Annotated in this window: 23 protein-coding genes, 3 tRNA genes and 1 pseudogene; 15 read left to right on the top strand and 12 right to left on the bottom strand. The window is 48.7% G+C overall.

Annotated elements, in window-relative coordinates; translation table 11 throughout:
- Entirely contained in the window at positions 1 to 1,329 is a 1,329-nt protein-coding gene (argG, locus tag A1sIA56_RS04875; protein WP_095673807.1) for an argininosuccinate synthase, read from the top strand.
- Between the two features lie 76 nt (positions 1,330 to 1,405).
- The gene (locus A1sIA56_RS04870; RefSeq protein WP_095674190.1) at positions 1,406 to 1,810 is read left to right on the top strand and encodes an FKBP-type peptidyl-prolyl cis-trans isomerase; all 405 of its coding nucleotides are present in this window, start codon (positions 1,406 to 1,408) and stop codon (positions 1,808 to 1,810) included.
- Positions 1,811 to 1,815: 5 nt separating this feature from the next.
- Here A1sIA56_RS04870 and A1sIA56_RS04865 read toward each other — a convergent pair whose 3' ends face one another.
- Positions 1,816 to 3,486 (bottom strand): glycoside hydrolase family 13 protein, encoded by a 1,671-nt coding sequence (locus tag A1sIA56_RS04865; RefSeq protein WP_095673806.1) that lies wholly within the window; start codon positions 3,484 to 3,486, stop codon positions 1,816 to 1,818.
- A gap of 121 nt (positions 3,487 to 3,607) precedes the next feature.
- Between A1sIA56_RS04865 and A1sIA56_RS04860 the strand changes: the two genes are divergently transcribed.
- Positions 3,608 to 4,213, top strand: a complete 606-nt coding sequence (locus A1sIA56_RS04860) for a trimeric intracellular cation channel family protein (RefSeq protein WP_095673805.1) — start codon at positions 3,608 to 3,610, stop codon at positions 4,211 to 4,213.
- Between the two features lies 1 nt (position 4,214).
- Here the strand turns inward: A1sIA56_RS04860 and A1sIA56_RS04855 are convergent.
- Positions 4,215 to 4,287: transfer RNA gene (locus A1sIA56_RS04855), tRNA-Lys, on the bottom strand.
- Between the two features lie 89 nt (positions 4,288 to 4,376).
- Between A1sIA56_RS04855 and A1sIA56_RS04850 the strand changes: the two are divergent.
- Positions 4,377 to 5,036, top strand: a pseudogene (locus A1sIA56_RS04850) (HNH endonuclease family protein); the annotation flags it as partial.
- 1 nt (position 5,037) lies between these two features.
- On the opposite strand, the gene A1sIA56_RS04845 reads toward A1sIA56_RS04850, so the two are convergent.
- The 6 genes from A1sIA56_RS04845 to orn all read right to left on the bottom strand — a co-directional run bounded on the left by A1sIA56_RS04845 (position 5,038) and on the right by orn (position 9,213).
- Positions 5,038 to 6,375, bottom strand: coding sequence for a serine hydroxymethyltransferase (locus tag A1sIA56_RS04845; protein ID WP_095673803.1), 1,338 nt, complete (start codon positions 6,373 to 6,375; stop codon positions 5,038 to 5,040).
- Between the two features lie 8 nt (positions 6,376 to 6,383).
- Positions 6,384 to 6,722 carry a P-II family nitrogen regulator gene (locus tag A1sIA56_RS04840; protein ID WP_095673802.1) on the bottom strand — a complete coding sequence of 113 codons (339 nt, stop codon included), beginning with the start codon at positions 6,720 to 6,722 and terminating at the stop codon, positions 6,384 to 6,386.
- A 30-nt stretch (positions 6,723 to 6,752) separates the two neighbouring features.
- Complete coding sequence (locus A1sIA56_RS04835; protein ID WP_095673801.1) at positions 6,753 to 8,021, bottom strand: ammonium transporter; 1,269 nt, start codon at positions 8,019 to 8,021, stop codon at positions 6,753 to 6,755.
- Between the two features lie 2 nt (positions 8,022 to 8,023).
- Entirely contained in the window at positions 8,024 to 8,509 is a 486-nt protein-coding gene (locus tag A1sIA56_RS04830) for an inorganic diphosphatase (RefSeq protein ID WP_095673800.1), read from the bottom strand.
- A gap of 41 nt (positions 8,510 to 8,550) precedes the next feature.
- Positions 8,551 to 8,626, bottom strand: a tRNA-His gene (locus A1sIA56_RS04825).
- A gap of 17 nt (positions 8,627 to 8,643) precedes the next feature.
- Complete coding sequence (gene orn, locus A1sIA56_RS04820; protein WP_095673799.1) at positions 8,644 to 9,213, bottom strand: oligoribonuclease; 570 nt, start codon at positions 9,211 to 9,213, stop codon at positions 8,644 to 8,646.
- 117 nt (positions 9,214 to 9,330) lie between these two features.
- Between orn and pstC the strand changes: the two genes are divergently transcribed.
- The 4 genes from pstC to A1sIA56_RS04800 all read left to right on the top strand — a co-directional run bounded on the left by pstC (position 9,331) and on the right by A1sIA56_RS04800 (position 13,536).
- The gene (gene pstC / locus A1sIA56_RS04815) at positions 9,331 to 10,323 is read left to right on the top strand and encodes a phosphate ABC transporter permease subunit PstC (RefSeq protein ID WP_095673798.1); all 993 of its coding nucleotides are present in this window, start codon (positions 9,331 to 9,333) and stop codon (positions 10,321 to 10,323) included.
- The gene (pstA, locus tag A1sIA56_RS04810) at positions 10,320 to 11,366 is read left to right on the top strand and encodes a phosphate ABC transporter permease PstA (protein ID WP_095673797.1); all 1,047 of its coding nucleotides are present in this window, start codon (positions 10,320 to 10,322) and stop codon (positions 11,364 to 11,366) included. Before pstC ends, pstA begins: the two co-directional genes overlap by 4 nt.
- A gap of 52 nt (positions 11,367 to 11,418) precedes the next feature.
- Positions 11,419 to 12,267 carry a phosphate ABC transporter ATP-binding protein PstB gene (gene pstB / locus A1sIA56_RS04805; RefSeq protein ID WP_095674189.1) on the top strand — a complete coding sequence of 283 codons (849 nt, stop codon included), beginning with the start codon at positions 11,419 to 11,421 and terminating at the stop codon, positions 12,265 to 12,267.
- 120 nt (positions 12,268 to 12,387) lie between these two features.
- Positions 12,388 to 13,536, top strand: a complete 1,149-nt coding sequence (locus tag A1sIA56_RS04800) for a substrate-binding domain-containing protein (protein ID WP_095673796.1) — start codon at positions 12,388 to 12,390, stop codon at positions 13,534 to 13,536.
- Between the two features lie 74 nt (positions 13,537 to 13,610).
- Here the strand turns inward: A1sIA56_RS04800 and A1sIA56_RS04795 are convergent.
- Positions 13,611 to 13,684: transfer RNA gene (locus A1sIA56_RS04795), tRNA-Arg, on the bottom strand.
- 65 nt (positions 13,685 to 13,749) lie between these two features.
- Between A1sIA56_RS04795 and ettA the strand changes: the two genes are divergently transcribed.
- From ettA to A1sIA56_RS04775, 4 genes are read left to right on the top strand one after another with little or no spacing between them, the layout of a single operon-like run.
- Positions 13,750 to 15,417: an energy-dependent translational throttle protein EttA gene (gene ettA, locus A1sIA56_RS04790; protein WP_095673795.1), complete on the top strand. Its 1,668-nt coding sequence runs from the start codon at positions 13,750 to 13,752 to the stop codon at positions 15,415 to 15,417.
- Entirely contained in the window at positions 15,417 to 15,824 is a 408-nt protein-coding gene (locus tag A1sIA56_RS04785) for an acyl-CoA thioesterase (protein WP_095673794.1), read from the top strand. Before ettA ends, A1sIA56_RS04785 begins: the two co-directional genes overlap by 1 nt.
- Before the next feature lie 3 nt (positions 15,825 to 15,827).
- Positions 15,828 to 17,090 (top strand): MFS transporter, encoded by a 1,263-nt coding sequence (locus tag A1sIA56_RS04780; protein WP_095673793.1) that lies wholly within the window; start codon positions 15,828 to 15,830, stop codon positions 17,088 to 17,090.
- Position 17,091: 1 nt separating this feature from the next.
- Positions 17,092 to 17,478 (top strand): globin, encoded by a 387-nt coding sequence (locus A1sIA56_RS04775; protein ID WP_095673792.1) that lies wholly within the window; start codon positions 17,092 to 17,094, stop codon positions 17,476 to 17,478.
- Here the strand turns inward: A1sIA56_RS04775 and A1sIA56_RS04770 are convergent.
- Positions 17,475 to 18,020, bottom strand: a complete 546-nt coding sequence (locus A1sIA56_RS04770) for a mechanosensitive ion channel family protein (protein WP_095673791.1) — start codon at positions 18,018 to 18,020, stop codon at positions 17,475 to 17,477. The two genes, A1sIA56_RS04775 and A1sIA56_RS04770, sit on opposite strands and share 4 nt — an antisense overlap.
- 118 nt (positions 18,021 to 18,138) lie before the next feature.
- On the opposite strand from A1sIA56_RS04770, the gene A1sIA56_RS04765 reads away from it, so the two are divergent.
- Together A1sIA56_RS04765 and A1sIA56_RS04760 are read left to right on the top strand one after the other, a co-directional pair.
- Positions 18,139 to 18,654, top strand: a complete 516-nt coding sequence (locus A1sIA56_RS04765; RefSeq protein WP_095674188.1) for an HNH endonuclease — start codon at positions 18,139 to 18,141, stop codon at positions 18,652 to 18,654.
- Between the two features lie 9 nt (positions 18,655 to 18,663).
- Entirely contained in the window at positions 18,664 to 18,882 is a 219-nt protein-coding gene (locus A1sIA56_RS04760; protein ID WP_095673790.1) for a hypothetical protein, read from the top strand.
- On the opposite strand, the gene pepN is transcribed toward A1sIA56_RS04760, so the two are convergent.
- Positions 18,883 to 21,420 (bottom strand): aminopeptidase N, encoded by a 2,538-nt coding sequence (pepN, locus tag A1sIA56_RS04755; protein ID WP_095673789.1) that lies wholly within the window; start codon positions 21,418 to 21,420, stop codon positions 18,883 to 18,885.
- Positions 21,421 to 21,516: 96 nt separating this feature from the next.
- Here pepN and trmB point away from each other — a divergent pair, with 96 nt between their 5' ends.
- Positions 21,517 to 22,176 carry a tRNA (guanosine(46)-N7)-methyltransferase TrmB gene (trmB, locus tag A1sIA56_RS04750; protein ID WP_095673788.1) on the top strand — a complete coding sequence of 220 codons (660 nt, stop codon included), beginning with the start codon at positions 21,517 to 21,519 and terminating at the stop codon, positions 22,174 to 22,176.
- Between the two features lie 11 nt (positions 22,177 to 22,187).
- On the opposite strand, the gene A1sIA56_RS04745 is transcribed toward trmB, so the two are convergent.
- On the bottom strand, positions 22,188 to 22,643 hold the full coding sequence (locus tag A1sIA56_RS04745) for a ribose-5-phosphate isomerase (RefSeq protein WP_095673787.1): 456 nt from the start codon (positions 22,641 to 22,643) through the stop codon (positions 22,188 to 22,190).
- Positions 22,644 to 22,651: the final 8 nt, after the last annotated feature.

The raw sequence follows: 22,651 nt of genomic DNA, 5'->3' as shown, positions 1-22,651 counted from the left end.
ATGTCTAAGGTTCTAGCTTCCCTTCCTGTTGGCGAAAAGGTCGGTATCGCCTTTTCTGGTGGTCTCGATACATCTGTTGCAGTCGCTTGGATGCGCTCAAAGGGCGCTGTTCCTTGCACCTATACCGCAGACCTTGGCCAATACGACGAGCCAGATATCGATTCAGTTCCAGGCCGCGCAAAAGAATATGGCGCAGAAATTTCTCGACTTGTAGATTGCAAGACTCCACTTGTTGAAGAAGGCCTCGCAGCAATTGCATGCGGAGCTTTCCATATCCGTTCAGGCGGTAAGCAGTACTTCAATACAACACCTCTTGGCCGCGCAGTCACCGGAACTCTTCTTGTTCGCGCGATGTTGCATGACAAAGTTGAAATCTGGGGCGACGGTTCCACATACAAGGGCAATGACATCGAGCGTTTCTATCGCTACGGACTTCTTGCCAACCCAAATCTTCGTATTTACAAGCCATGGCTAGATGCTGATTTCGTTCGCGAATTAGGTGGACGTAAAGAGATGTCTGAGTGGTTAGTTGCTAACAAGCTTCCGTATCGCGATAGCACCGAGAAGGCTTATTCAACAGATGCCAACATCTTGGGCGCAACACACGAAGCTAAGGACCTTGAAAACCTCGATGCTTCCATCGAAATTGTTACACCGATCATGGGCGTTAAGTTCTGGGATCCCAGCGTTTCGATTCCATCAGAAGATGTAAAGATTCAGTTTGTTCAAGGTCGCCCTGTTGCAATTAACGGTAAAGATTTCACCGATGTTGTGGCGCTCATGGATGAAGCCAACAAGATTGGTGGTCGCCATGGACTTGGAATGGCCGATCAGATCGAGAACCGCATCATCGAAGCAAAGTCTCGCGGAATTTATGAAGCACCAGGAATGGCGCTTCTCTTCATTGCTTACGAGCGTTTAGTTTCTGCAATTCACAACGAAGACACCATCGCGAATTACCACGCAGAAGGTCGTCGCCTTGGTCGCTTGCTCTACGAAGGTCGCTGGTTAGATCCGCAGAGCCTCATGCTCCGCGAATCATTGACTCGCTGGGTTGCATCTGCAATTACGGGTGAAGTCACCATTCGTCTGCGCCGCGGAGATGATTTCTCAATCATCAATACAACTGGACCGGCACTTAGCTATCACCCAGATAAATTGTCGATGGAGCGCACAGAAGACGCTGCATTTGGCCCAACAGATCGCATCGGACAGCTGACGATGCGCAACCTTGATATCGCAGATACTCGCGCCAAGCTCGAGATGTACCGCGATCAAGGCCAGCTAGGTGGCGGAGACTTCAACCTCATCAAGGAGCTAGAAAATTAATAACATGACCCGCAAAATTCTTGCAGCAATCTTTGCTATCACTCTCGTCGCAGTAACAATTCTCGGAGGAATACAAATGTCAGGATCAGATTCAACAGTGCTTCCAGTAGTTTCAGCAGTTGCTGGCCAGGCACCAACTATTTCAAAGCCTGAAGGAACTCCTCCAGCAGAGCTCACCTTCTCAGATGTCATCGTCGGAACTGGCGCAGAAGTTCTTCCTACTTCAACGCTGACTGTTCATTACACACTTATGGCATGGTCAACAGGACAGATCATTGAATCTTCTTGGAGCGGACAGCCTGCAACATTCCCATTGGCACAAGTTGTTGAGGGATGGCAGAAAGGTTTGCCAGGAGCAAAGGCAGGCGGACGTCGCCTACTTATCTTGCCTCCATCAATGGGTTACGGCGCATCTGGTTCAGGGCCAATTGGACCGAATGAGACTTTGATTTTCTCAGTCGACATCATTGGCGTTGCATAAAGAAGTTACTTCTTCTTAAACCAAACAGTTGTACCTGCAGGGATTTTTCCATTAACCACGGGGCGAGTTGAAAGCAGTAGCTCGCCCTTTGGCATTTGGTAATTTTCTGCGCGGAAGTTGATAATCACATTCCAACCATTTGGTCGCGAGTAGTGAAGAACCGAGATATCCGTGGTCTTATGCCACTTAATCTCTTCTTTCGTCTGAAGTTCCTTGCGTAGCGAAAGAGCTTTGCGATAAATCGCTAGCGGTGAGCTTTCATCCTTCTCCTCAACCTCAACCGCGTAATCCGCAAACCACTTTGGCTGTGGCAAATGAGCTCCACCAGAACCGAAACCAAATGATGAACCTGATGCAGTCCAAGGCAGTGGGACGCGACATCCATCGCGACCCTTATCAACCTTGAGGTTACGAAGGTACTGAGGATCCTGGATTTCACTTTCAGGAATATCAGTTACTTCATGAAGGCCAAGTTCTTCGCCCTGATACATATAGGTAGAGCCTGGAAGACCCAAGATATAAATAGATGCTGCAAGAGCATTGGCTGTACCGGATTCCTTATCGAGCGGGTGTGAAGTTCCATTTGAAAGCATCCAGCTACGACGATTTACTGCAGGGTTGAGGCCCATCTTGGTCGCATGGCGAATCTGGTCATGGTTTGAAAGTGTCCAGGTGCACGAAGATTTATTCTTCTGCGCAAGTTCAATCGCTTCTTTCGTCGCAACTTTATATGCGTGAGCTTCAAATGGAGTTTCAATAAAGCGGAAATCAAAGCACTGGCCCAAGGTCTTTGTGCTTGCGTAGAGCGGAAGACGCTCTGGGTGCACAAATGCTTCAGCTACTGCAACGCGTGGTGGGTCGTATTGATTGAAGAGTTTGCGCCACTCCTTATAGATTGCAAAGACTTCATTGCGATCGCCCCAGATGCCCTTGCCCTTATTTCCGCGCTGTTCGAGTCCTTCGTGGACAGGCATGCTGCGGAAAGGCTCTGAAAGATCTTTCGCCAATCCGTGTGCAACGTCGATACGGAATCCGTCGACGCCGCGATCTGACCAGAACTTAAGAGTCTTAAGGAAATCTTTCTGAACTTCACGATTTTCCCAGTTGAAGTCTGGTTGTTCGGGTGCGAACCAGTGAAGGAACCACTGATTGTTCTTTCCACCAAATGTTGATTCGTGTGTCCATGAAGATGGGGCGAAGTGTGAAACCCAGTCTGATGGTGGGAGTTCGCCATTTGCACCCTTGCCATCGCGGAAGATGTAACGCTCGCGCGCCTTTGATCCCGGCTTGGCAGCGAGTGCTTCTTTAAACCATTCGTGCAAATTTGAAGAGTGGTTTGGAACGATATCTACGAATACGCGAATTCCCTCTTTATGAAGTCCTGCGAGCATTTCATCAAAATCGGCAAGCGTTCCAAGCTTTGGATCTACATCGCGATAATCATCAACGTCGTAACCGCCGTCAGCGAGTGCTGATGGATAGAAAGGGCTCAACCACACAGCATCGATAGCGAGCGACTTCAAGTAAGGAATGCGTGAAGTGATTCCCTTGATATCGCCGATGCCGTCGCCATTTGAATCAGCGAAGCTGCGTGGGTAGATCTGGTAGATGGCAGCTTGGCGCCACCAGTTCTTATCTTGAGAGAGCCCTGAAGTCTTCTTTGTTGTTTTCGACATGCGCGGAACTCTACGGAAGCCACCGTCATACCGGTAGCCAAACACGCAAAATGTGACGGAAATGAAACTATTTTGCAGTTTTGTGCAGGCTCAAAGGGTCAGACCTCCGTACCCTGTACCCATGACTTTGCTCCACGTCCTTGATCTACTTTCTACTTTCGTCTTCGCACTCGTTGGGGCGCGCGTTGCTGCAGATAAGGGTCTTGATTACGGTGGCATCGCCTTTATCGCCGGCATTGCATCTGTATCTGGGGGAACACTTCGTAACGTATTTCTAGGAATGCGACCAATCTGGATTATTGATCCATGGATTGTTGCAAGCGTGATTGCAGCTGTTGTAATCACTCTTGTCTTCAGGCGCGTGACCCATGTGGGTAAGACTTTGCTAATTATGGATACTTTCGGGCTAGCGGTTGCAACCATGTCTGGAACTCAGTTGGCTTTTGAAATGGATGTCACTTGGTTTGCAGCGATTCTTTTAGGCGTAATTACCGCAGTAACGGGCGGCTTACTTCGAGATGTCCTTTGCCAAGTAGAGCCGGTATTGCTTCACCGAGAAACAATTGGCACATCGTCTCTCATGGGTGCGATTACCTTTGTTGCACTTCATCAATTTAGCTTCGGAGATAACATCTGCGCTATCGCTGGTGGTGCGGTCGTAATTCTTACCCGCATCATTTCGATCCAATTCGACCTGCACTTACCAAAATTCAGTAAGACTTCCTAAGTGGGTTGTGAGGGACTCGAACCCCCGACCCGGTGATTAAGAGTCACCTGCTCTACCAACTGAGCTAACAACCCATTTAAACGCGGGAACGCTTAAATGCAGAGCAGACCTTACCAGCGCGGCGACCCTTGTCTAACCACCTTTCTGGCGCGAAGATAGTGAGATGTCTCGCTGGGAAATACGGATAGCCACACTTATTGGGGCGATAGTTGTTGGGTTTACCCCGTCAGCTACTACCGCGGCAGAGCAGCAACCAGGGCTGGCTACAGCCGTACTTGAGACTCTTGCAGTGAAGGGTCGCGCACCAAAGACCGGTTACACGCGAGCCCAATTCGGACAGGCCTGGGCCGATGTTGACCGCAATGGATGCGATACCCGTAACGACATGTTGAAGCGAGATCTCACTGCGATTACCTACAAGGCGGGTACTCGAAATTGCGTCGTTCTATCTGGAACTTTGGTCGACCGATATTCGGGGGAGACCATCAATTTCGTTCGCGGAAATGTAACAAGCATGGAAGTCCAGATTGATCATGTGGTTGCTCTGTCGAATGCGTGGCAGACAGGAGCATTCAAGTTAAGTGCTGAACAACGCAAGGCGCTCGCCAATGATCCAATGAATTTATTTGCCGTTAAGGGAAGATTGAATTCGCAGAAAGGCGATGGGGATGCTGCAACATGGCTGCCACCGTTGAAGAGTTTTAGATGTACTTATGTTGCCCAACAAATTGCAGTGAAGGCAAAGTACTCGCTGTGGGTTGTGGCTCCAGAGAAAGCGGCGATGTCTGCAATCTTGGCAAAGTGCCCAACACAGAAAGTTCCTGTTAGTTAGGAAGATCTACGGTGTAATGCACACCGCTAAATTGCTTACGCCACTCAGTAACTTCGCGCTGAATAGATTTCGAATCAGCTGCAGTATCGAGTGAACGCGCTATGAAATCAGCGAGCTGATCCATATGCTCAACTTTCATGCCAAGGCGCACGATTTCTGGAGTGCCGATACGAAGTCCATTGAGATCGCCTTCAACTGCAGCGATTGGCAATCCGATTCCGCATGCGAGCAAACCTGCTTCTCCCATGCGCTTTGCTGCAGTCTGTCCGCCTCCGTAAGGTGCTGCAAGGATTGCGAATTGATGCGACGTGGTGAAGCCCCTATCGGCTGCATAAATATTGACGCCGCGGTTTTGCAAGTTTTGCGCAAGAGCTTGTGAAGTCTTCACCATCATCTGCGCGTAATCAGAGCCGACTGCTTTCCAATCCTGAAGAGTGACGCCAAGAGCGGCTGTCTTGGCTGCATCGAAATTCGCTGTAAGTCCTGGATATGCGATGCCATCGAGTTTCTGTGCGATTGCATCATCGTTGGTAACAATTAATCCACCTGCAGGACCACCCAAGGACTTATAGGTTGAAAAAGTCATCAGGTGAGCGCCTTCAACGAGTGGTTGTGGCCAAACTTTTCCAGCAATCATTCCGCACAAGTGCGCTGCATCGAATAAAACCTTTGCGCCGACTTCATCAGCAATCTCGCGAACCTTGGCGATGGGGTGGTGGAAGAGGTTGAGAGAACCACCAACTGTGATGAGCTTGGGCTTTACTTCGTGAGCAAGTTTGCGAAGCGCGTCGATATCGATTGTGTATCCGGTTTCATCGACAGGTGCAGAGATTGTGTTGAGGCGATAGAGACCAGCTGATCCACCCTTGTGGTGAGTGACGTGGCCGCCGATAGTTGCTGGGGGAGCGATGATGGTGTCGCCCGGTTCGGTTGTTGCCATGAATGCATACAGGTTTGCAATAGCACCTGATGGAACGCGGAATTCTGCATACGTTGATCCAAATACTTCGCAGGCAAGTTCCTGAGTGATGATTTCAATTTGCTCGATTGCGCCAAGTCCTGTTTCGTACTTATCTCCTGGATGGCCAAGGGATGCACGTGAACCCATTCCGGATGCAAGCAACTTTTCGGCGCGAGGGTTGAGAATATTTGTTGCTGGATTGAGATTGATTCCTTCAATATCGTGAAGGCGATGGTTCTCTTGCGCTAGCTCTTCGATCCACTTCTGAACATCAGCACCTGACTTGGTATCGACTTGAGAAGCGATACGAGTGATGATTTCTTGCGAAGCGGGCGTTGCCCAACTTTGGGTCTTAAGAGACTGTGTCATGCACTTTATTAAAGTGCATCGCCTCCGCGTTCACCAGTGCGAATTCGTATGACCTGCTCCACAGGGGTTACCCATAGCTTTCCGTCGCCAATTGAACCTGTATTCGCTGTGGTGACGATGGTGTCGATAATTGATTGAGCTTCAGCATCTTCGACAAGAACCTCGATGCGAACCTTCGGGATGAAATCAACTGTGTATTCAGCGCCACGGTAGATCTCGGTGTGGCCCTTCTGGCGACCAAAGCCGCGAGTTTCAGAGACGGTCATACCTGCAACACCAGCTGCTTGTAGCGCAACCTTGATGTCATCAACCTTCGCTGGCTTTACGATCGCGGTGATGAGTTTCATTTTGTCTCTTTTCTTTTCGTTAATTCAATACTAGTAACGGTTTGAGTTTCCAGTGATGTCGTAAGCAGATTCAGCGTGGAAAGTTGTATCCAAACCAGTGAGCTCGTCATCGCGGTAAACGCGGAAACCGATGGTCTTTTGAATGACTGTGGCGATAAGCCATGTTGCAATAAATGAGAAGGCAGCAACAGCGACAACTGCAATCAGCTGACGATTGAGCTGAGTTGTTCCGCCGCTGAAGAAAAGTCCATCAGCGCCAGCTTCATTTGCTGTCACAGTTGCAAGGAGTCCGATAGCGATCATTCCGAGGATTCCGCCGACTCCGTGTACGCCAACAACATCGAGTGAATCGTCGTACCCAAATTTGTATTTACGAGTAACTGCCCAAGCAGAGACAACACCTGCGATGAGCCCGAGTGCAAGAGCGCCCATTGGGTTGAGGTATCCGCAAGCAGGTGTAATTGCTACAGCACCTGCAACAGCGCCGGATGCAACACCAAGCGTTGTTGCCTTTCCGTCGCGCTTCTTCTCGTATGCAACCCATGTCATCGCAGCTGCCGCTGTTGCAATCTGAGTATTAATCATCGCTGTTGCAGCAAGGGAACCTGCAGAGAGTGCTGAACCTGCGTTAAATCCAAACCATCCGAACCAGAGCATTCCTGCGCCAAGAAGCACGAGCGGCATATTGTGTGGGCGCATTGGATCGCGCTTAAAACCATCGCGCTTTCCAAGAACAAGAGCGAGTGCAAGTGCTGCAGCGCCTGAGTTAATTTCAACAACGGTTCCGCCTGCAAAGTCGAGCGCCTTGAGCTTGTCGATGATCCATCCACCTTCGCCATTTTGAGCAGCAAATGCCCAGTGGGCAACAGGAAGATAAACGAGGGTGATCCATACGCCAACGAAGATGACCCATGAACCGTACTTAGCGCGGTCAGCGATTGCACCCGAAAGAAGTGCAACTGTGATGATTGCAAAAGTTAATTGGAACATTGCAAAGGCAAGGACAGGAATTTGATGTCCTTCAGCGCCTGTTACTTGATCAAGAGTTGATGAAAGCCCGATGTGATCGAGGTTTCCAATGAAGCCGCCTTGTGACTTACCGAAGGCGAGTGAGTAACCGTAGAGAACCCAGATAATTGTTGTAACGCCCATTGCAGCGAATGACATCATCATCATGTTGAGCGCTGACTTTGCGCGGACCATACCGCCGTAGAAGATTGCCAAACCTGGCGTCATAAAGAGAACGAGTGCTGCGCTTGCTAAAACCCAAGCTGTATCGCCGCTATTGATCGCCTGCATTCTTAATGAGTCTCCTTGTAACGAGCGTATGAAGCATTAATTTCTAGTTCAGCAGCGTCGTGGCCAACCCAGTCTCCGCCGTGTACCTCTTTACCTGGTTCAAGAGTCTTGTACACCTCGAAGAAGTGCTTGATTTCATCGAGTTCGTATGAAGGAACATCTGAAAGGTCTTTAAGGTTGTTCTTACGGATATCTCCGGCAGCTACACAGAGAAGCTTGTCGTCGCCACCCTTTTCGTCGGTCATGCGAAACATTCCGATGACGCGGCATGAAACTACGCAGCCAGGAAATGTTGGTTCATCCAACATGATCAAAGCATCAAGTGGGTCGCCATCATTTGAGAGAGTGTTCTTTACGAAACCGTAATCATGAGGGAAACGAGTCGCAGTAAAGAGCATGCGGTCGAGGCGGACTTCGTGAGTATCGTGATTGATCTCGTACTTATTGCGTGAACCTGCAGGAATTTCAACAACGACGTCGAAGATCATATGAACCGACTCTCTTTACATAAATGTTGAGAAGAAAAACTTGGGGTGAACGACGGGGCTCGAACCCGCGACATCTCGGACCACAACCGAGTGCTCTACCAGCTGAGCTACGCCCACCATGTGCTGTGCAGGGGCTACTTTACCTGCTCGCGCCCTGAATCGATAAATAGCGCTTGGCGGTAGTAGGCCAGTTCAGCGATTGAGTCACGAATATCGCCCAACGCGCGGTGATTGCCCGTCTTGGCTGGGGCTGCGAAATAGGTCTTTGGGTACCAGCGACGAGCAAGCTCTTTAATCGATGAGACATCGATGGTTCGGTAATGAAGGTATTCATTTAACTTCAACATATCCCGGGCGATGAAGTTGCGATCGACTGAGACAGAGTTTCCTGCCAAGGGAGATTTACCTGGCTCGGTACCAGCTGATTGCAGATAAGTAAGTATCTGTTCTTCAGCCGCTGACATCGAAATTCCATTAGGGATTTCAGTTATGAGACCCGAAGAAGTATGCATCTCGCGAACAAAGTCATTCATGGAATCGAGTTCACCTTGCGTTGCATGAATAACGACATCAACGCCATCACCAATCACATTTAAATCAGAGTCGGTAACGAGGACTGCAATTTCAACGAGGGCATCGGTCGTGAGATCGAGCCCAGTCATTTCGCAATCTATCCAGATCAGGTGTGGCAAGACAGCAGTCATGGGGGAAGGGTACCTATCATCTGGGCGTAACGAATCCGAGGCTGATTTCACCATTCGTTCACCTTGAGTTCACCCAAAGTCCGATTTTCATCTCCGAATTACAGCCATTATCTGCCCATGGCAATTGAGCTCAAGGAACGTCCCGCGCCCCCGTCACCCCGCGAGATCACTACAAAGCCTCGACGTTCAGATCAAGTTTTCCGCATGGTTGTTACTGCGGGTGGAATGGCATCACTTGTCATTCTCGGATTGATTGCGCTCTTTCTCTCAATTAAAGGCGTACACATTCTTGTTGAAGAGAAGTTTGGATTTATCACCGGCTCTGCATGGGAAGTAATCACCGACGAAAGTGGAGCGGTTACACAATCCAACTTCGGAATTGGTGCGATGCTCATCGGAACCATGCTTTCTGCGGTTATTGCAATCTCTGTAGGTGTTCCTATCTCTGTACTCAGTGCGCTCTATTTAACTTTCTACGCAAACGGAAAAGTTAAGAAGTTCCTTATCTCTGTTATCGATTTGATGGCTGCATTCCCATCGCTGCTCTTCGGTTTCTGGGGCTTCTTCGTATTTATGTCTTCAGCTGAATACTGGGCAAAATTAATAAACAAGTACCTTGGATTTATTCCTATTTTTGATGTTCCAACTCCAATCTTTGAACGTTCACCATTTATTGCAGGACTTGTCCTTGCAATCATGATCATCCCAATCGTTACCTCGATCTCCCGTGAAATCTTCGACCAGACTCCGCTTGATCGTGTGCAAGCGGCATACGCACTTGGTGCAACAAAACTTGCAATGATCAAAGCGGTAGTTATCCCTTACGGTCGCGGTGGAATCATCGGCGGAGCAATGCTCGGTCTTGGCCGCGCAATGGGAGAAACCGTTGCGGTTTACACAGTTCTAAACGTTGTTTACCAGGTGAACTGGCAACTGCTATTTGGTGCAGGTGGAAACGTTGCATCACTTATTCTTCTTAAGTTCGGTGAAGCTGGTCCTTACGAAGTAGACGCACTAATGGCTGCGGGATTGATTCTCTTTCTGCTCACCCTCTTGGTCAACGCAACAGCAGATTTACTCATTACACGCTTCGGAGGTAAGGGACGATGAAAAAAGCGATTCCTGCGCCACGGAAGCCTTGGCAGCCAACTGCGCTCGATAAGTTGGAAGACTTACTTATTGTCATCGCTGCATTTGGCCTTGCTGGTGCTTCAGTTAAATTCACTGGACTCAATGGCAAGCTCGGATTTTTCTTCTCACTCTTCTTTTCACTACTTATTCTTAACTTCGGATTCCATTACTTAAAGCGCGGAACTGCTGCAGCTAAAGATTCACTTCTTCAAGTTCTTGCTGTGATGGCCATTGTGATCACCTTGATTCCAATCGTCAGCATCGTCGCAACAGTCTTTAGCAAGGGCTATAAAGGTCTTCACTGGGGAATTCTCACAAAAGATATGGCGCTTGCATCCGTTAACGACCCAATCGCAAATGGTGGATTGCTACACGCGCTAGCCGGAACAATCATCATGGTTGGTGGCGCGCTAATTATCAGCTTCCCAATCGGAGTCCTCACCGCTCTTTATCTCACTGAAATTCGTGGACCTCTTGCCCGACCAATTAAATTCTTAGTTCAAGCAATGTCTGGTGTGCCATCAATCGTCGCTGGCCTCTTCATTCTTTCAAGTCTTATCTACCCAGTAACAAAGCAGCTATCAGGTTTGATGGGATCGCTCGCACTTACGATTTTGATGATTCCAACAATCGCTCGTACCGCAGAAGAAATGCTCCACCTGATTCCAAATGAATTACGTGAAGCTGGCGTTGCACTGGGCGGAACCCAATGGCGCACTGTTGCAGGAGTAGTTCTGCCAGCAGCAAAGAGCGGCCTTGTAACTGCAATCATTCTTGGTATCGCCCGCATCATTGGTGAAACAGCACCCCTTCTCTTAGTTTCAGGCGGTGGAGATGCTGTGAACCTCAACCCAACACAGGGTGCGATGGGATCTCTTCCTTATTACATCTGGAAGGCATTCCTTACTGGCGGAACTGAAGAAGCATTTGCTCGCGCTTGGGGCGGTATGTTGGTGCTCCTTAGCTTCATCTTTATTCTCTTTGGATTAGCACGCTACTTAAGCGGACGAAAGGTTGGGTAGCACGATGACCGATTCAAGAAATGTTAATAACGAAGATAAGGATGAGAACAAGATGACAACAGCCCACGCACAGCCAGCATCACTTGCAAACGTTGCATCAGCGCGCACCTTGTCACAGCCAGGTACAGCGCTTCTCGGCACAGGTCTTGAGACTCGTAGCGTTCACGCCTGGTTCGGTAAGAAGCATGTTCTCTCAGATGTAACTTTGGATTTTGCTGCAGGAACTGTCACAGCCCTTATCGGCCCTTCAGGCTGCGGTAAGTCAACATTCCTTCGCACACTGAACAGAATGCACGAATTTATTCCAACAGCTGCAATGGCTGGAGAAGTTCTTCTCGATGGAAAAGACATTTACTCACCAGGAACAGATGTCACCAAGATTCGTCTTCGAGTAGGTATGGTCTTCCAGAAGCCGAACCCATTCCCATCAATGACCATCGGGGAAAACGTTCTCTCTGGTCTCAAGCTCGCACAGCTTAAGAAAGAGAACACAGATGATCTTCTTGAGTCCTGCCTTACCCGCGCAGGTCTATGGAATGAAGTAAAGGACCGTCTAGGCGAGCACGGTGGCGCGCTCTCAGGTGGCCAGCAGCAACGTCTCTGTATCGCTCGCTCACTTGCAGTTGAACCACAGGTTCTCTTGATGGACGAACCATGTTCAGCGCTCGACCCAGGATCAACATTTAGAATCGAAGAGACAATCGGCGAGCTCGCAAAGACCATGACAATCGTCATCGTTACCCACAATATGCAGCAGGCGGCCCGTGTCTCTGACTACACAGCCTTCTTCCTATCTGATGGTGGCCCAGGCGAGATGATTGAAGCTGCTCCTACAAGCCGAATCTTCTCTTCACCACAGGATAAGCGCACCGAAGATTACGTAACCGGCCGCTTCGGCTAAGCACCTTTTGTTCACTTTGGCACACCCGGTTGTTAACCTAAAAGTGGCTAATTGGTAAACAGTTCTCGTTACTTTTCTTGATGTAAGGGTTACTTACTTAAACATCTCGAAGGGGAAAACATGTCGTTTTCAAAGAAGGCAAAGGCGCTCGTAATCGCGGGCCTTATTGCAGTTTCATCAGCAACACCAGCTCACGCAGCTGACCTCCAGGGTTCTGGAGCTTCATTCGTTGATCCACTTCTCCAGGCTTGCAAGGCAGGCTTCGCTAAGGCAACTAGCCACTCATATGTTTACACATCAACAGGTTCAGGTACAGGTAAGAAGAACTCTGATTCAAATATCGGAGATTTCTGGTTCTCAGATTCAGCTCATACAGCAGCTACAAAGCGCTCAACTGTTTACCATGCACCAATCATCGCTGCACCAGTTGCAGTACTCGTAAACCTTCCAGCTAAGAAGGATGTTTACCTTTCAGCAACAACAGTTGCAAAGATCTTCTCAGGTGAAATCACAAAGTGGAATGACCCAGCAATTGTTGCTGATAACAACCGCTCAGTTTCAGTCACTGTTTACAAGAAGGATGCACAAGGAAACGCTGTCAAGGATAAGAGCGGAAACCCAGTTGTACTTCGCTCAACATCAAAGTCAGTTATCTACACACTTCCTAACCAGCCAATCAAGGTTATCTACCGTGCAGACGGATCAGGTACTTCAAATAACTTCACAAAGTGGCTTAACGGTGTAGCTCCATCAGTATGGACAAAGCCAGCTAACGATGCATTCACAACAGCATTCCCAGGAAACATCAACTCAACAGGAAATATCGGCCGTATCGTCGGTGCTAACGCTTCACAGGGTGTAGCAACACTCGCAGCGAAGACAAAGTACTCAATCACATACGCTGAGAAGAACTGGGGAGATGCATACGGTCTCCGTGCAGCTTCAATCGGTAACGCTTCAGGTAACTTCATCTACCCTGAATCAGGCGCTGTATCAGCATTCCTTGGTGAAGCAACACAGGATGCTAACGGAATCGTTTCATACAATTACGGTACAAAGCTTGCTGGTGCTTACACACTCGGTATCGTTTCGTACATGTTGCTCGAAACTGAATACAAGGACAAGGCTCGTGGAGCAGCTGTAAAGCAGCTCGCTGAGTACATCTTGTCACCAGCGTGTTCAGCGGTAGATCCAAAGCTTGGATACGTTGTTCTTTCAGGAGCATACCTAGACAAGGCTAAGGCGCTAATCGCTAAGGCAAATAAGTAACCCTTTAAAGTAAAGAACTCGGTAGTCCACTTCGGTGGGCTACCGAGTTTTTTTATTGGCAAATTTGTGAGGTGTGCGCCCGGCTGGAATCGAACCAGCGACCTACCGCTTAGAAGGCGGTTGCTCTATCCGACTGAGCTACGGGCGCGTGTGAGGAACATCGGTGATTGCGGATTAAGTCTACCGAAGCATTGACGGGTAGAGTCTCGCCTTATGGCTGAGTTCATTTACACGATGAAGAAGGCGCGTAAAGCGCATGGTGAGAAGGTAATTCTCGACGACGTAACTTTGATGTTCTTGCCTGGCGCAAAGATCGGTGTTGTTGGCCCGAACGGTGCAGGTAAATCAACAGTTCTCCAGATCATGGCTGGTCTTCAACAGCCATCTAATGGCGAGGCATACCTATCTCCTGGATACACAGTCGGAATCCTGATGCAGGAACCGAAGCTGAATGAAGAGAAAACTGTTCTTGAAAATGTGCAAGAAGGTGTGGCAGAAACCATGGAGATGGTTCGCCGCTTCAATGAAATTTCTGAAGAGATGGCAAACCCTGATGCTGACTACGACAAGTTGTTGGCTGAAATGGGAGAGCTCCAAGAACAACTCGATCACCGCAATGCGTGGGAACTCGATTCACAACTCGAACAAGCAATGGATGCACTTCGTTGCCCACCAGCTGATGCTGATGTAAGCGTGCTCTCTGGTGGAGAAAAGCGCCGCGTTGCTTTATGTAAGTTGCTCCTTGAGGCACCAGATCTATTACTTCTCGACGAACCCACTAACCACTTGGATGCTGAATCCGTTCTATGGCTTGAACAACACTTGAGCAAGTACCCAGGCACTGTTGTAGCGATTACGCACGATAGATACTTCTTGGACAATGTTGCGCAATGGATTCTTGAACTCGACCGCGGTCGTGCATATCCATATGAAGGCAACTACTCAACATATCTTGAAACAAAGGGTGCGCGTCTTAAGGTCGAGGGCCAGAAAGATGCAAAGCGCGCGAAGCGTTTGGCAGAAGAACTCGACTGGGTGCGCCAGAATGCAAAGGGCCGTCAGACAAAGTCGAAGGCTCGTCTTGCACGCTACGAAGAGATGGCTGCCGAAGCAGACAAGATGCGTAAGTTGGACTTTGATGAAATTCAGATTCCACCTGGGCCACGTCTTGGAAACGTTGTCGTTGAAGTTGAAAACTTAGTTAAGGGGTTTGGCGATCGCGTATTGATTGATGATTTGTCATTCACGCTTCCTCGCAACGGAATCGTTGGAGTAATCGGACCTAACGGTGCTGGTAAGACCACGCTCTTTAAGACCATTCTTGGGCTAGAACCAGCTGATTCAGGTAACGTCAAGATTGGTGAAACCGTAAAGATTTCTTACGTCGATCAGTCACGTGGCGGAATTGATCCAAAGAAGTCACTCTTCGAAGTTGTTTCTGACGGACTTGATTTCATGAAGGTCGGACAAGTTGAAATGCCATCGCGTGCATACGTTGCAGCATTTGGTTTCAAGGGTCCTGATCAGCAGAAGCCAGCCGGAGTCCTTTCAGGTGGAGAACGTAACCGCCTCAACTTGGCACTTACTTTGAAGCAGGGCGGCAACTTGTTGCTTCTCGACGAACCTACAAACGACCTCGATGTGGAAACACTTGGCTCACTTGAAAATGCGTTGCTTGAATTCCCTGGCTGCGCCGTTGTGATCTCTCACGATCGTTGGTTCCTAGACCGTGTAGCAACACACATCTTGGCTTACGAAGGTGACTCAAAGTGGTTTTGGTTTGAAGGAAACTTTGAATCCTATGAAGAGAATAAGATTGCACGTTTGGGTGCTGATGCGGCTCGTCCACATCGCGCCACATACCGAAAGCTCACTCGCTAATGATTTACACCGATAAGCAATTTATTCGGTGGGATGACATCGATGCATTCGGGCACGTCAACAATGCGAAGTACCTGACCTATATTCAGGAAGCTCGCTTTCAATGGTCCTTCTATCAATATGCTGCTAAGAACGAGAAGCCAACTCTTGTCGAAATGGTTGTGGCGCGAGCAGAAGTTGATTACCTCGTACCAATCTATGAAGGTGGCCGTTTCTACGATGTAAACCTCTGGGTTGAATCGATTGGCAATTCATCTTTCTCAATGGGCTATGAAGTAGTTGGTGATAACGGAGTCGTGCATGCGCGCGTTAAATCTGTTCAAGTAGCAGTTTCAATGGAGACCAAGAAATCGCGCCCACTTACAGAACCAGAGCGGGAATTTCTTAACTCTTACCTCAAGGCTTAATTTATGAAGAGGCAGAAAATCCACCCAGGTTGGATCGCGGCAACAGTTACCTTCTTTACCTTGATGGCTTCTGCCGGATATCGATCAGCGCCTTCTGTTCTCATCGTTCCTCTAGAGGAGGCTTTCGGTTGGTCGCGTTCTCAGGTTGCAGCGGCAGTATCGATCAACGTACTTCTCTTTGGGTTAGTGGCGCCATTTGCAGCTGCTCTCATGGAGCGTTTTACGGTTCGAAAAGTTGTCATGTCTGCACTCGCACTTGTTTCAATCAGTGCAACTTCAACAATCTTTATGAATCAACCATGGCATCTCTGGGCGTTATGGGGCGTTGGAGTTGGAGTTGGTGCAGGTTCAATGGCTTTAGTTTTCGCCGCAACAATTGCTAACAGATGGTTTGTGGCCCGTAAGGGAATCGTTATTGGTGCACTAACTGCAGCTACTGCAAGCGGCCAATTGATCTTCTTACCGATGCTTTCGCAATTTGCAGTTACCTATGGCTGGAAGAGCGTCTCACTCACGGTTGGTACAGCGGCAGCGCTCGTTATCCCATTTATCTACTTCTTCCTGAAAGAGAAACCTGAATCGATTGGAATGACGCCATACGGTGCACCTGCTGATTGGCAACCACCAGCACCCAGTGAATTATCAGCAGGGCGAATGGCGATCGACACATTAAAGGTTTCATCGAAGTCAAAAGATTTCTGGATCCTCTTTGGAACTTTCTTGGTGTGTGGTCTTTCCACCAACGGGCTGATTGGAACTCACTTTATTCCTGCCGCGCATGACCATGGAATGGCCGAAACTGTTGCAGCAGGTTTGCTAGCGCTCGTTGGAGTTTTCGATGTCATCGGAACTCTCTTCTCAGGGTGGCTCACTGACCGAATGGATCCACGCAGACTCCTCTTCTTCTATTACGGACTTCGTGGACTTTCACTCTTCTTGCTTCCATCAATTCTCTTTAGCACTATGCATCCTTCAACACTTGTCTTCATTATTTTCTACGGCCTTGATTGGGTAGCGACAGTTCCTCCAACTCTCGTTCTCTGTCGTATCGTGATGGGCAATCAGCGCTCTGCAGTCGTCTATGGCTGGGTATTTGTGGGGCACCAGATCGGTGCATCAATCGCTGCAATTGGTGCAGCTGTTCTTCGCGTAAAGCTCGGGGATTACGCTCTTGCGTTCTATATCTCAGCTGCTATGTGTCTTGTCGCTGCCTTTGCGGTGCTACACATTGCTAAGGGAAAGACAGCAGCAGAGCTACGAGGTTAATGTGGAGCGCGATACAACGAATTACTACGAACTATTCGGGGGAGAAGCATTCTTCTCTGATCTGACTTCGCAGTTCTATGCCCATGTTGCAACAAACGAAATCTTGCGTCCCATGTATCCAGAATCAGATATGAAGGGCGCTGCGCGCAGATTGCAGATGTTCCTCGAGCAATACTGGGGCGGACCAACCACCTATCAAGAAGAACGTGGCCACCCTCGCCTACGTATGCGCCATGCAGGTTTTCATATCAATCCGGCTGCTCGTGATGCATGGATGTCATGTATGAAGGCTGCAGTTGATGGAATGAATATGGAAGCAGAAGCTAAAGCAAAGTTATGGCGTTATCTGGAAGGTGCAGCTGAGCACCTCGTTAATCGTCTGGACTAACGCTTCTGAGATTTATTGCCGACAATGAGAATCTCACCATTGCGGACATACCAGAGCACATTATTTGAATCGCGAACCTGTGTAATGCGAAGACCTACGCGTTCAACTTTTCCTTCAATATCTTGAACTTTTACATCATCGCCAACGCCATATTGATCTTCAATCAGCATAAAGATTCCAGAGAGCACATCGCGAACTAGCGTCTGCGCACCAAGACCTAGTGCAACACCGATAACACCAGCAGATGCGATGACAGGTCCTAAGTTAAATCCGAATTCTCCAAGAATCATTCCAATCGCAATGATCCAGACAGCTGCATTAAATGTTGAACTAAAGACTGTTCCGATTGTGCGGGCACGTTCACTTTGACGCTTTGCAGTTCCTGGGCCTGGTTTCAAATCTGCTTGAGAAAGACGGGCGATAGCGCGATCGATGGCGCGGTGGCCGGCCAGATGGCTTATGAAGGCCACAAGGAAGATGACGAGTACTCGAAGTGGGGCTCCGTTGAACCAATCCCAAATTGCCTGCGTACGTTCGCTCATAGGTGTTAAGGGTAGTGAAATCTTTATCTAAATTTCACCATGAAATACCCCTAAGAGGCTCGGTTTTGAGGCAATATAACCCAATCAACGCGAGCCACGCGTTGGAACCGGGGTAATGATGAACCGCACATTGGTACTCAACGCCACCTATGAACCACTAGGTGTTGTGACTGATCGACGCGCGCTTATTCTGGTTCTCAATAACCGGGCAACAATGATTGAGTCATCCGGAACTGTTCTACATTTTGCAACTGGCCAACTCGAACTTCCGCTAGTTATTCGCCTCAATAAATTCGTCAAGATTCCTTATCGCCATGCAGTTCCGCTTTCACGTCGTGCAATCTTTGCTCGCGATGGCGGTCGTTGCGTTTACTGCCATGCACCAGCAACTTCTATCGATCACGTCATTCCACGTTCTCGTGGTGGCGGTCACAACTGGGAGAATGTCGTTAGCGCATGCCATAAGTGCAACCATGTGAAGGCGGATAAGCCACTGAAGGAACTTGGCTGGCGTTTACGTTCATTACCTCGCGAACCCGTTGGAGCTGCTTGGAGAATTCTTGGAACCGGTCGCACCGAATCTCGTTGGTTGCCATACCTAGAACCATTTGGCGTCTCTGCAGCAACTGCATAGACTGCGCACATGATTAAGTCACTTTCACAGGTCGCTTTACTCTCTCCAGGAATTAACCAAGAGCCAGGTGCTATGCCAGGCGAAGGTCTTACAGCTCTGCAGACATTTACCTACTTTGTTGCAGCACCAATCGCGCTCTTTGTTGTCATCTCTGTTATCGCTTGGGCACTGACAGGCGAGAAGAAGAAGAGCACAGGCTCTTCTTCTGTCATCACCTCTATCGAGTAATTACTTATCTGCAGCGCGAGCTTTAATCGCGCGAGACATCGCATCGCGACCTTCGGTCACTGAGCGGCGAAGTGCATGTGATGCATCCTTGCCCGTGACATCGAGCCAATGCTGAGCCTTCTTCACAGTCTCTTCGCCAATAACCCATGATGGGAATAACAACGTTGCAGTTGTTTCAGCAATCTCAAAGCCCTTGGTCTCCCAGACCTTCAAGATTGCATCGAAGTACTGATCGACAAATCCAGCAAGAAGTTCGTGGTGGATATTCTCGTTAAACCCACGGCACATATATGAGTGGATTGTGTTTGAGAGGTTATCTGTCGTAATTGACTTAAAGGCAGCAACTTTTGCCTCCTTTGTTGGAAGCGCAGCGTGGGCATAAGCGGTGTACTGCTTACCGTGAGCTGTGTTGTCCTTTGCTGACTCGGCTTCGATATCAGCGACAGTAAATACTCCGCGCTTTACGCCACAGATAAAGATGTACCAACGAATTTCAGCATCGATAACGAGGCCGTTTTCGGATCCATTAAGGATTGCCTTGAGCTTCTCCATATGCGCTGGAGTGATTGCATTGTTGGCAAATGCCTTAGCAAATTGCATCTGGTGGTCACTTGCTGGAGCTGCAGTTGCAAGCATTGCTGCTGTTGCATCAGCAACTTGTGCACGGAGCGCGTCACGCTTTGCTGGGTTTGCATATGCCCAGATAGCTGTTTCGAATTGAAGATAAGTAGCAGCAACAATTGAAATGTCGCTCTCTGTCTTCAGCGCGTTCAAAGCGATTGTGACGTAATCAGATGTTGATAGTTCGCCATCGCGACATGAATCCCAGAGCGATGCCCAGATAAGACCGCGAGCCAAGGAATCATCCAAAGTACCGAGGTGACTCTTCATTGTGGCGATTGAGCGATCATCAAAGCGAAGCTTTGCGTAGGTCTGGTCCTTATCGTTAATGAGAACGAGGTCAGCCAACTTCTGGTCAGCAAGTTCTGCTACTTCAGTAAGTGCACCAGCAACATCAAGTTCAACGCTGGTACGACGTGAGAGCTTGTCGCCCTTGATATCGAAGAGTCCAACGTGCAAGCGGTGTGGGCGAAGTTCCTTTGAGCCAACTGGCATGGAAGGTGCTTCTTGCTTAATTGAGATTGACTTGTATGAATCGCCATCGATTTCGATAACTGGGCGAAGAGTATTTACGCCAGCTGTGCGAAGCCAAGTTGATACCCATGGAGTGAGATCGCGACCTGATGCAGCTTCTAGCTGATCGATGAGGTCTTTAAGAGTTGTATTTCCATATTGGTGTTTTGCAAAATAGAGGCGAAGTCCCTTGATGAAGTTATCGCGACCGACGTGAGCAACGAGCTGCTGAAGAACTGATGCGCCCTTTGCGTAAGAAATTCCATCGAAGTTGGTACGAACTGCATCGAGATCTTCCATCTCGGTGGCAATTGGGTGCGTAGTTGTGAGTTGATCAACGCGGTAAGCCCAGTTCTTACGGAGTGAGTTGAACTCAGTCCAAGCGTGTGTGTACTTAGTTGATTCAGAGACTGATTGATATGAAGCCCATTCAGCGAATGATTCGTTGAGCCATAGGTCTTCCCACCACTTCATAGTGACCAAGTCACCGAACCACATATGCGCCATCTCGTGGTGAATGGTTGTCGCGCGGCTGACGTAGTTGCGCTCAGTTACCTTCGAGCGGAAGATCAAAACGTCTTCGTGGAATGTCACGCAGCCGACGTTCTCCATTGCACCCCAGTTGTATTCAGCAACTGCAATCTGGTCATACTTTCCAAATGGATAGGCAAGACCGAAGGTCTTCTCGAAGTATGCAAAACCTTGCTTGGTGACTTCAAAGATATTTTCAGCATCAACATATTGGAAGAATGATTTACGAGCATAGATTCCAAGAGGAATTGTCTTCTCGCCTTTATATTCATCATGAACTGACTTATATGCACCAGCAACGATTGCTGTGACATATGTTGCGATGACCTGTGACTCGGCAAATTGTGTGAACTTGCGATCTCCATCGAGATCTTTTGTAGATTCGATGCCGTAGTTAGAGATAACTTCCCAATGCTTTGGTGTGATTGTGCTGATCTTGAATGTTGCCTTCTGATCTGGTTGATCGAAGCAGGCATACATACGGCGAGCATCGCCAGTTTCGAACTGCGTATAGAGGTAGACCTCATCATCAGCTGGGTCTACGAAGCGGTGAAGACCTTCACCTGAGTTTGAGTAAACGCCATCGTGTTCGATTTCAAGAACGTTCTCAGCAGCAATTGCAGGAAGGAAGATTGTCTCGCCATCAAATTTAGGATCGAAGTCAACGCCATTGAGCTTTGCGCTAATCACCTTGCTGCCAACGCAGTCGATATAGGTAGTTGCACCAGGTTTCAATCCAGCAAAGTGAACGACTGTCTTGACGCGGAAGTTCTCTGCGCCAGTTGTGAGGTCGAGATCGATTGAGTAGCGAGAAACCTTGATGAGTGCTGAACGTTCTGCTGCTTCAACCTGCTTGATATTTGTGCCTGGCACGATGACTCCTTATTGATGGTCTTATGAAGACTGGGGTGTTCCGATCGCCTTATCCAACCACCAACTCGCGCTCCCGTCACACGTTACGATTATGAAATGGAGCAACCATCGATTCGCAGCTATCGCATACGCGGTACGCGCATCACCGGCCCCCAGCAGAGCGCCCTCGATAAGTACTGGGGGATATATGGAATCGACTACTCCATCACCCCTATCGACCCAGCCGGGTTCTTTCCTAACTCAGACCAAATAATTCTTGAAATCGGATTTGGAATGGGAGAAGCGACCGCACTCATTGGTCGCGATTTCCCTGACACGGGTTTCCTTGCAGTGGAAGTACATAAACCAGGCATCGGCAAATTAATGGCCCGCATTGAAGAACTCGGTCTTTCAAATATTCGAATTATTGAAGGCGATGCGCATCCGATTTTGCAGACGATGATTCCGGATCAATCGGTACACGGAGTGCATCTTTTCTTTCCAGATCCTTGGCCAAAGAAGAAACATAACAAGCGTCGCATTATTAATGCAGAGTTCCTCAAGCTCATTCACCCAAAGATTAAAGATGGTGGCTTCTTCCATATTGCAACCGACTGGGTTCCCTATGCCGAATACATCCAAGAGGTATTTGCAGCTAGCCCACTATTTACTGGGGGATTGGTCGAACGCCCTGAGTGGCGCCCAGTTACGAGATTTGAAGGACAAGGAATTACTAAAGATCATCAAGTTAACGACCTGCGTTACTTCAAGTCTTAAATTAGTTGGGCTTAGAGATCGCCCGTTACTTCGTAATTTCCAACCTTTTCAATGCGGCGCACATGGCGCTCATCGCCAGGAAAAGGTGTTGCGATAAAGGTATCAATCAATTGCTTTACAAGATCTGCCTCGTGCATGCGCCCACCAACTGCGATGACATTTGCATTGTTATGTTCGCGGGCTAGCTTTGCGGTTTCGATGCTCCAGACAAGTGCTGCGCGAATTCCCTTGACCTTATTTGCCGCCATCTGTTCGCCATTGCCAGAACCGCCAAGGACGATGCCCATTGACGTTGGATCTTTTGCAACAGATTCGGCGCAAGGAATACAGAAATCTGGGTAATCATCGAGAGCGTCGTATTCGTAAGGGCCGTGGTCTGTGACGTCGTGGCCATTCATAACTAGGTGGGTGATGAGTTCATTCTTGAAATCAAGGCCGGCGTGATCGCTGCCGATATGAATGCGCATGCGCAATT

Source organism: Candidatus Planktophila sulfonica, from assembly GCF_002288065.1.
Taxonomy (GTDB): domain Bacteria; phylum Actinomycetota; class Actinomycetes; order Nanopelagicales; family Nanopelagicaceae; genus Planktophila; species Planktophila sulfonica.
This window is presented reverse-complemented; position numbering and strand designations above follow the sequence as displayed.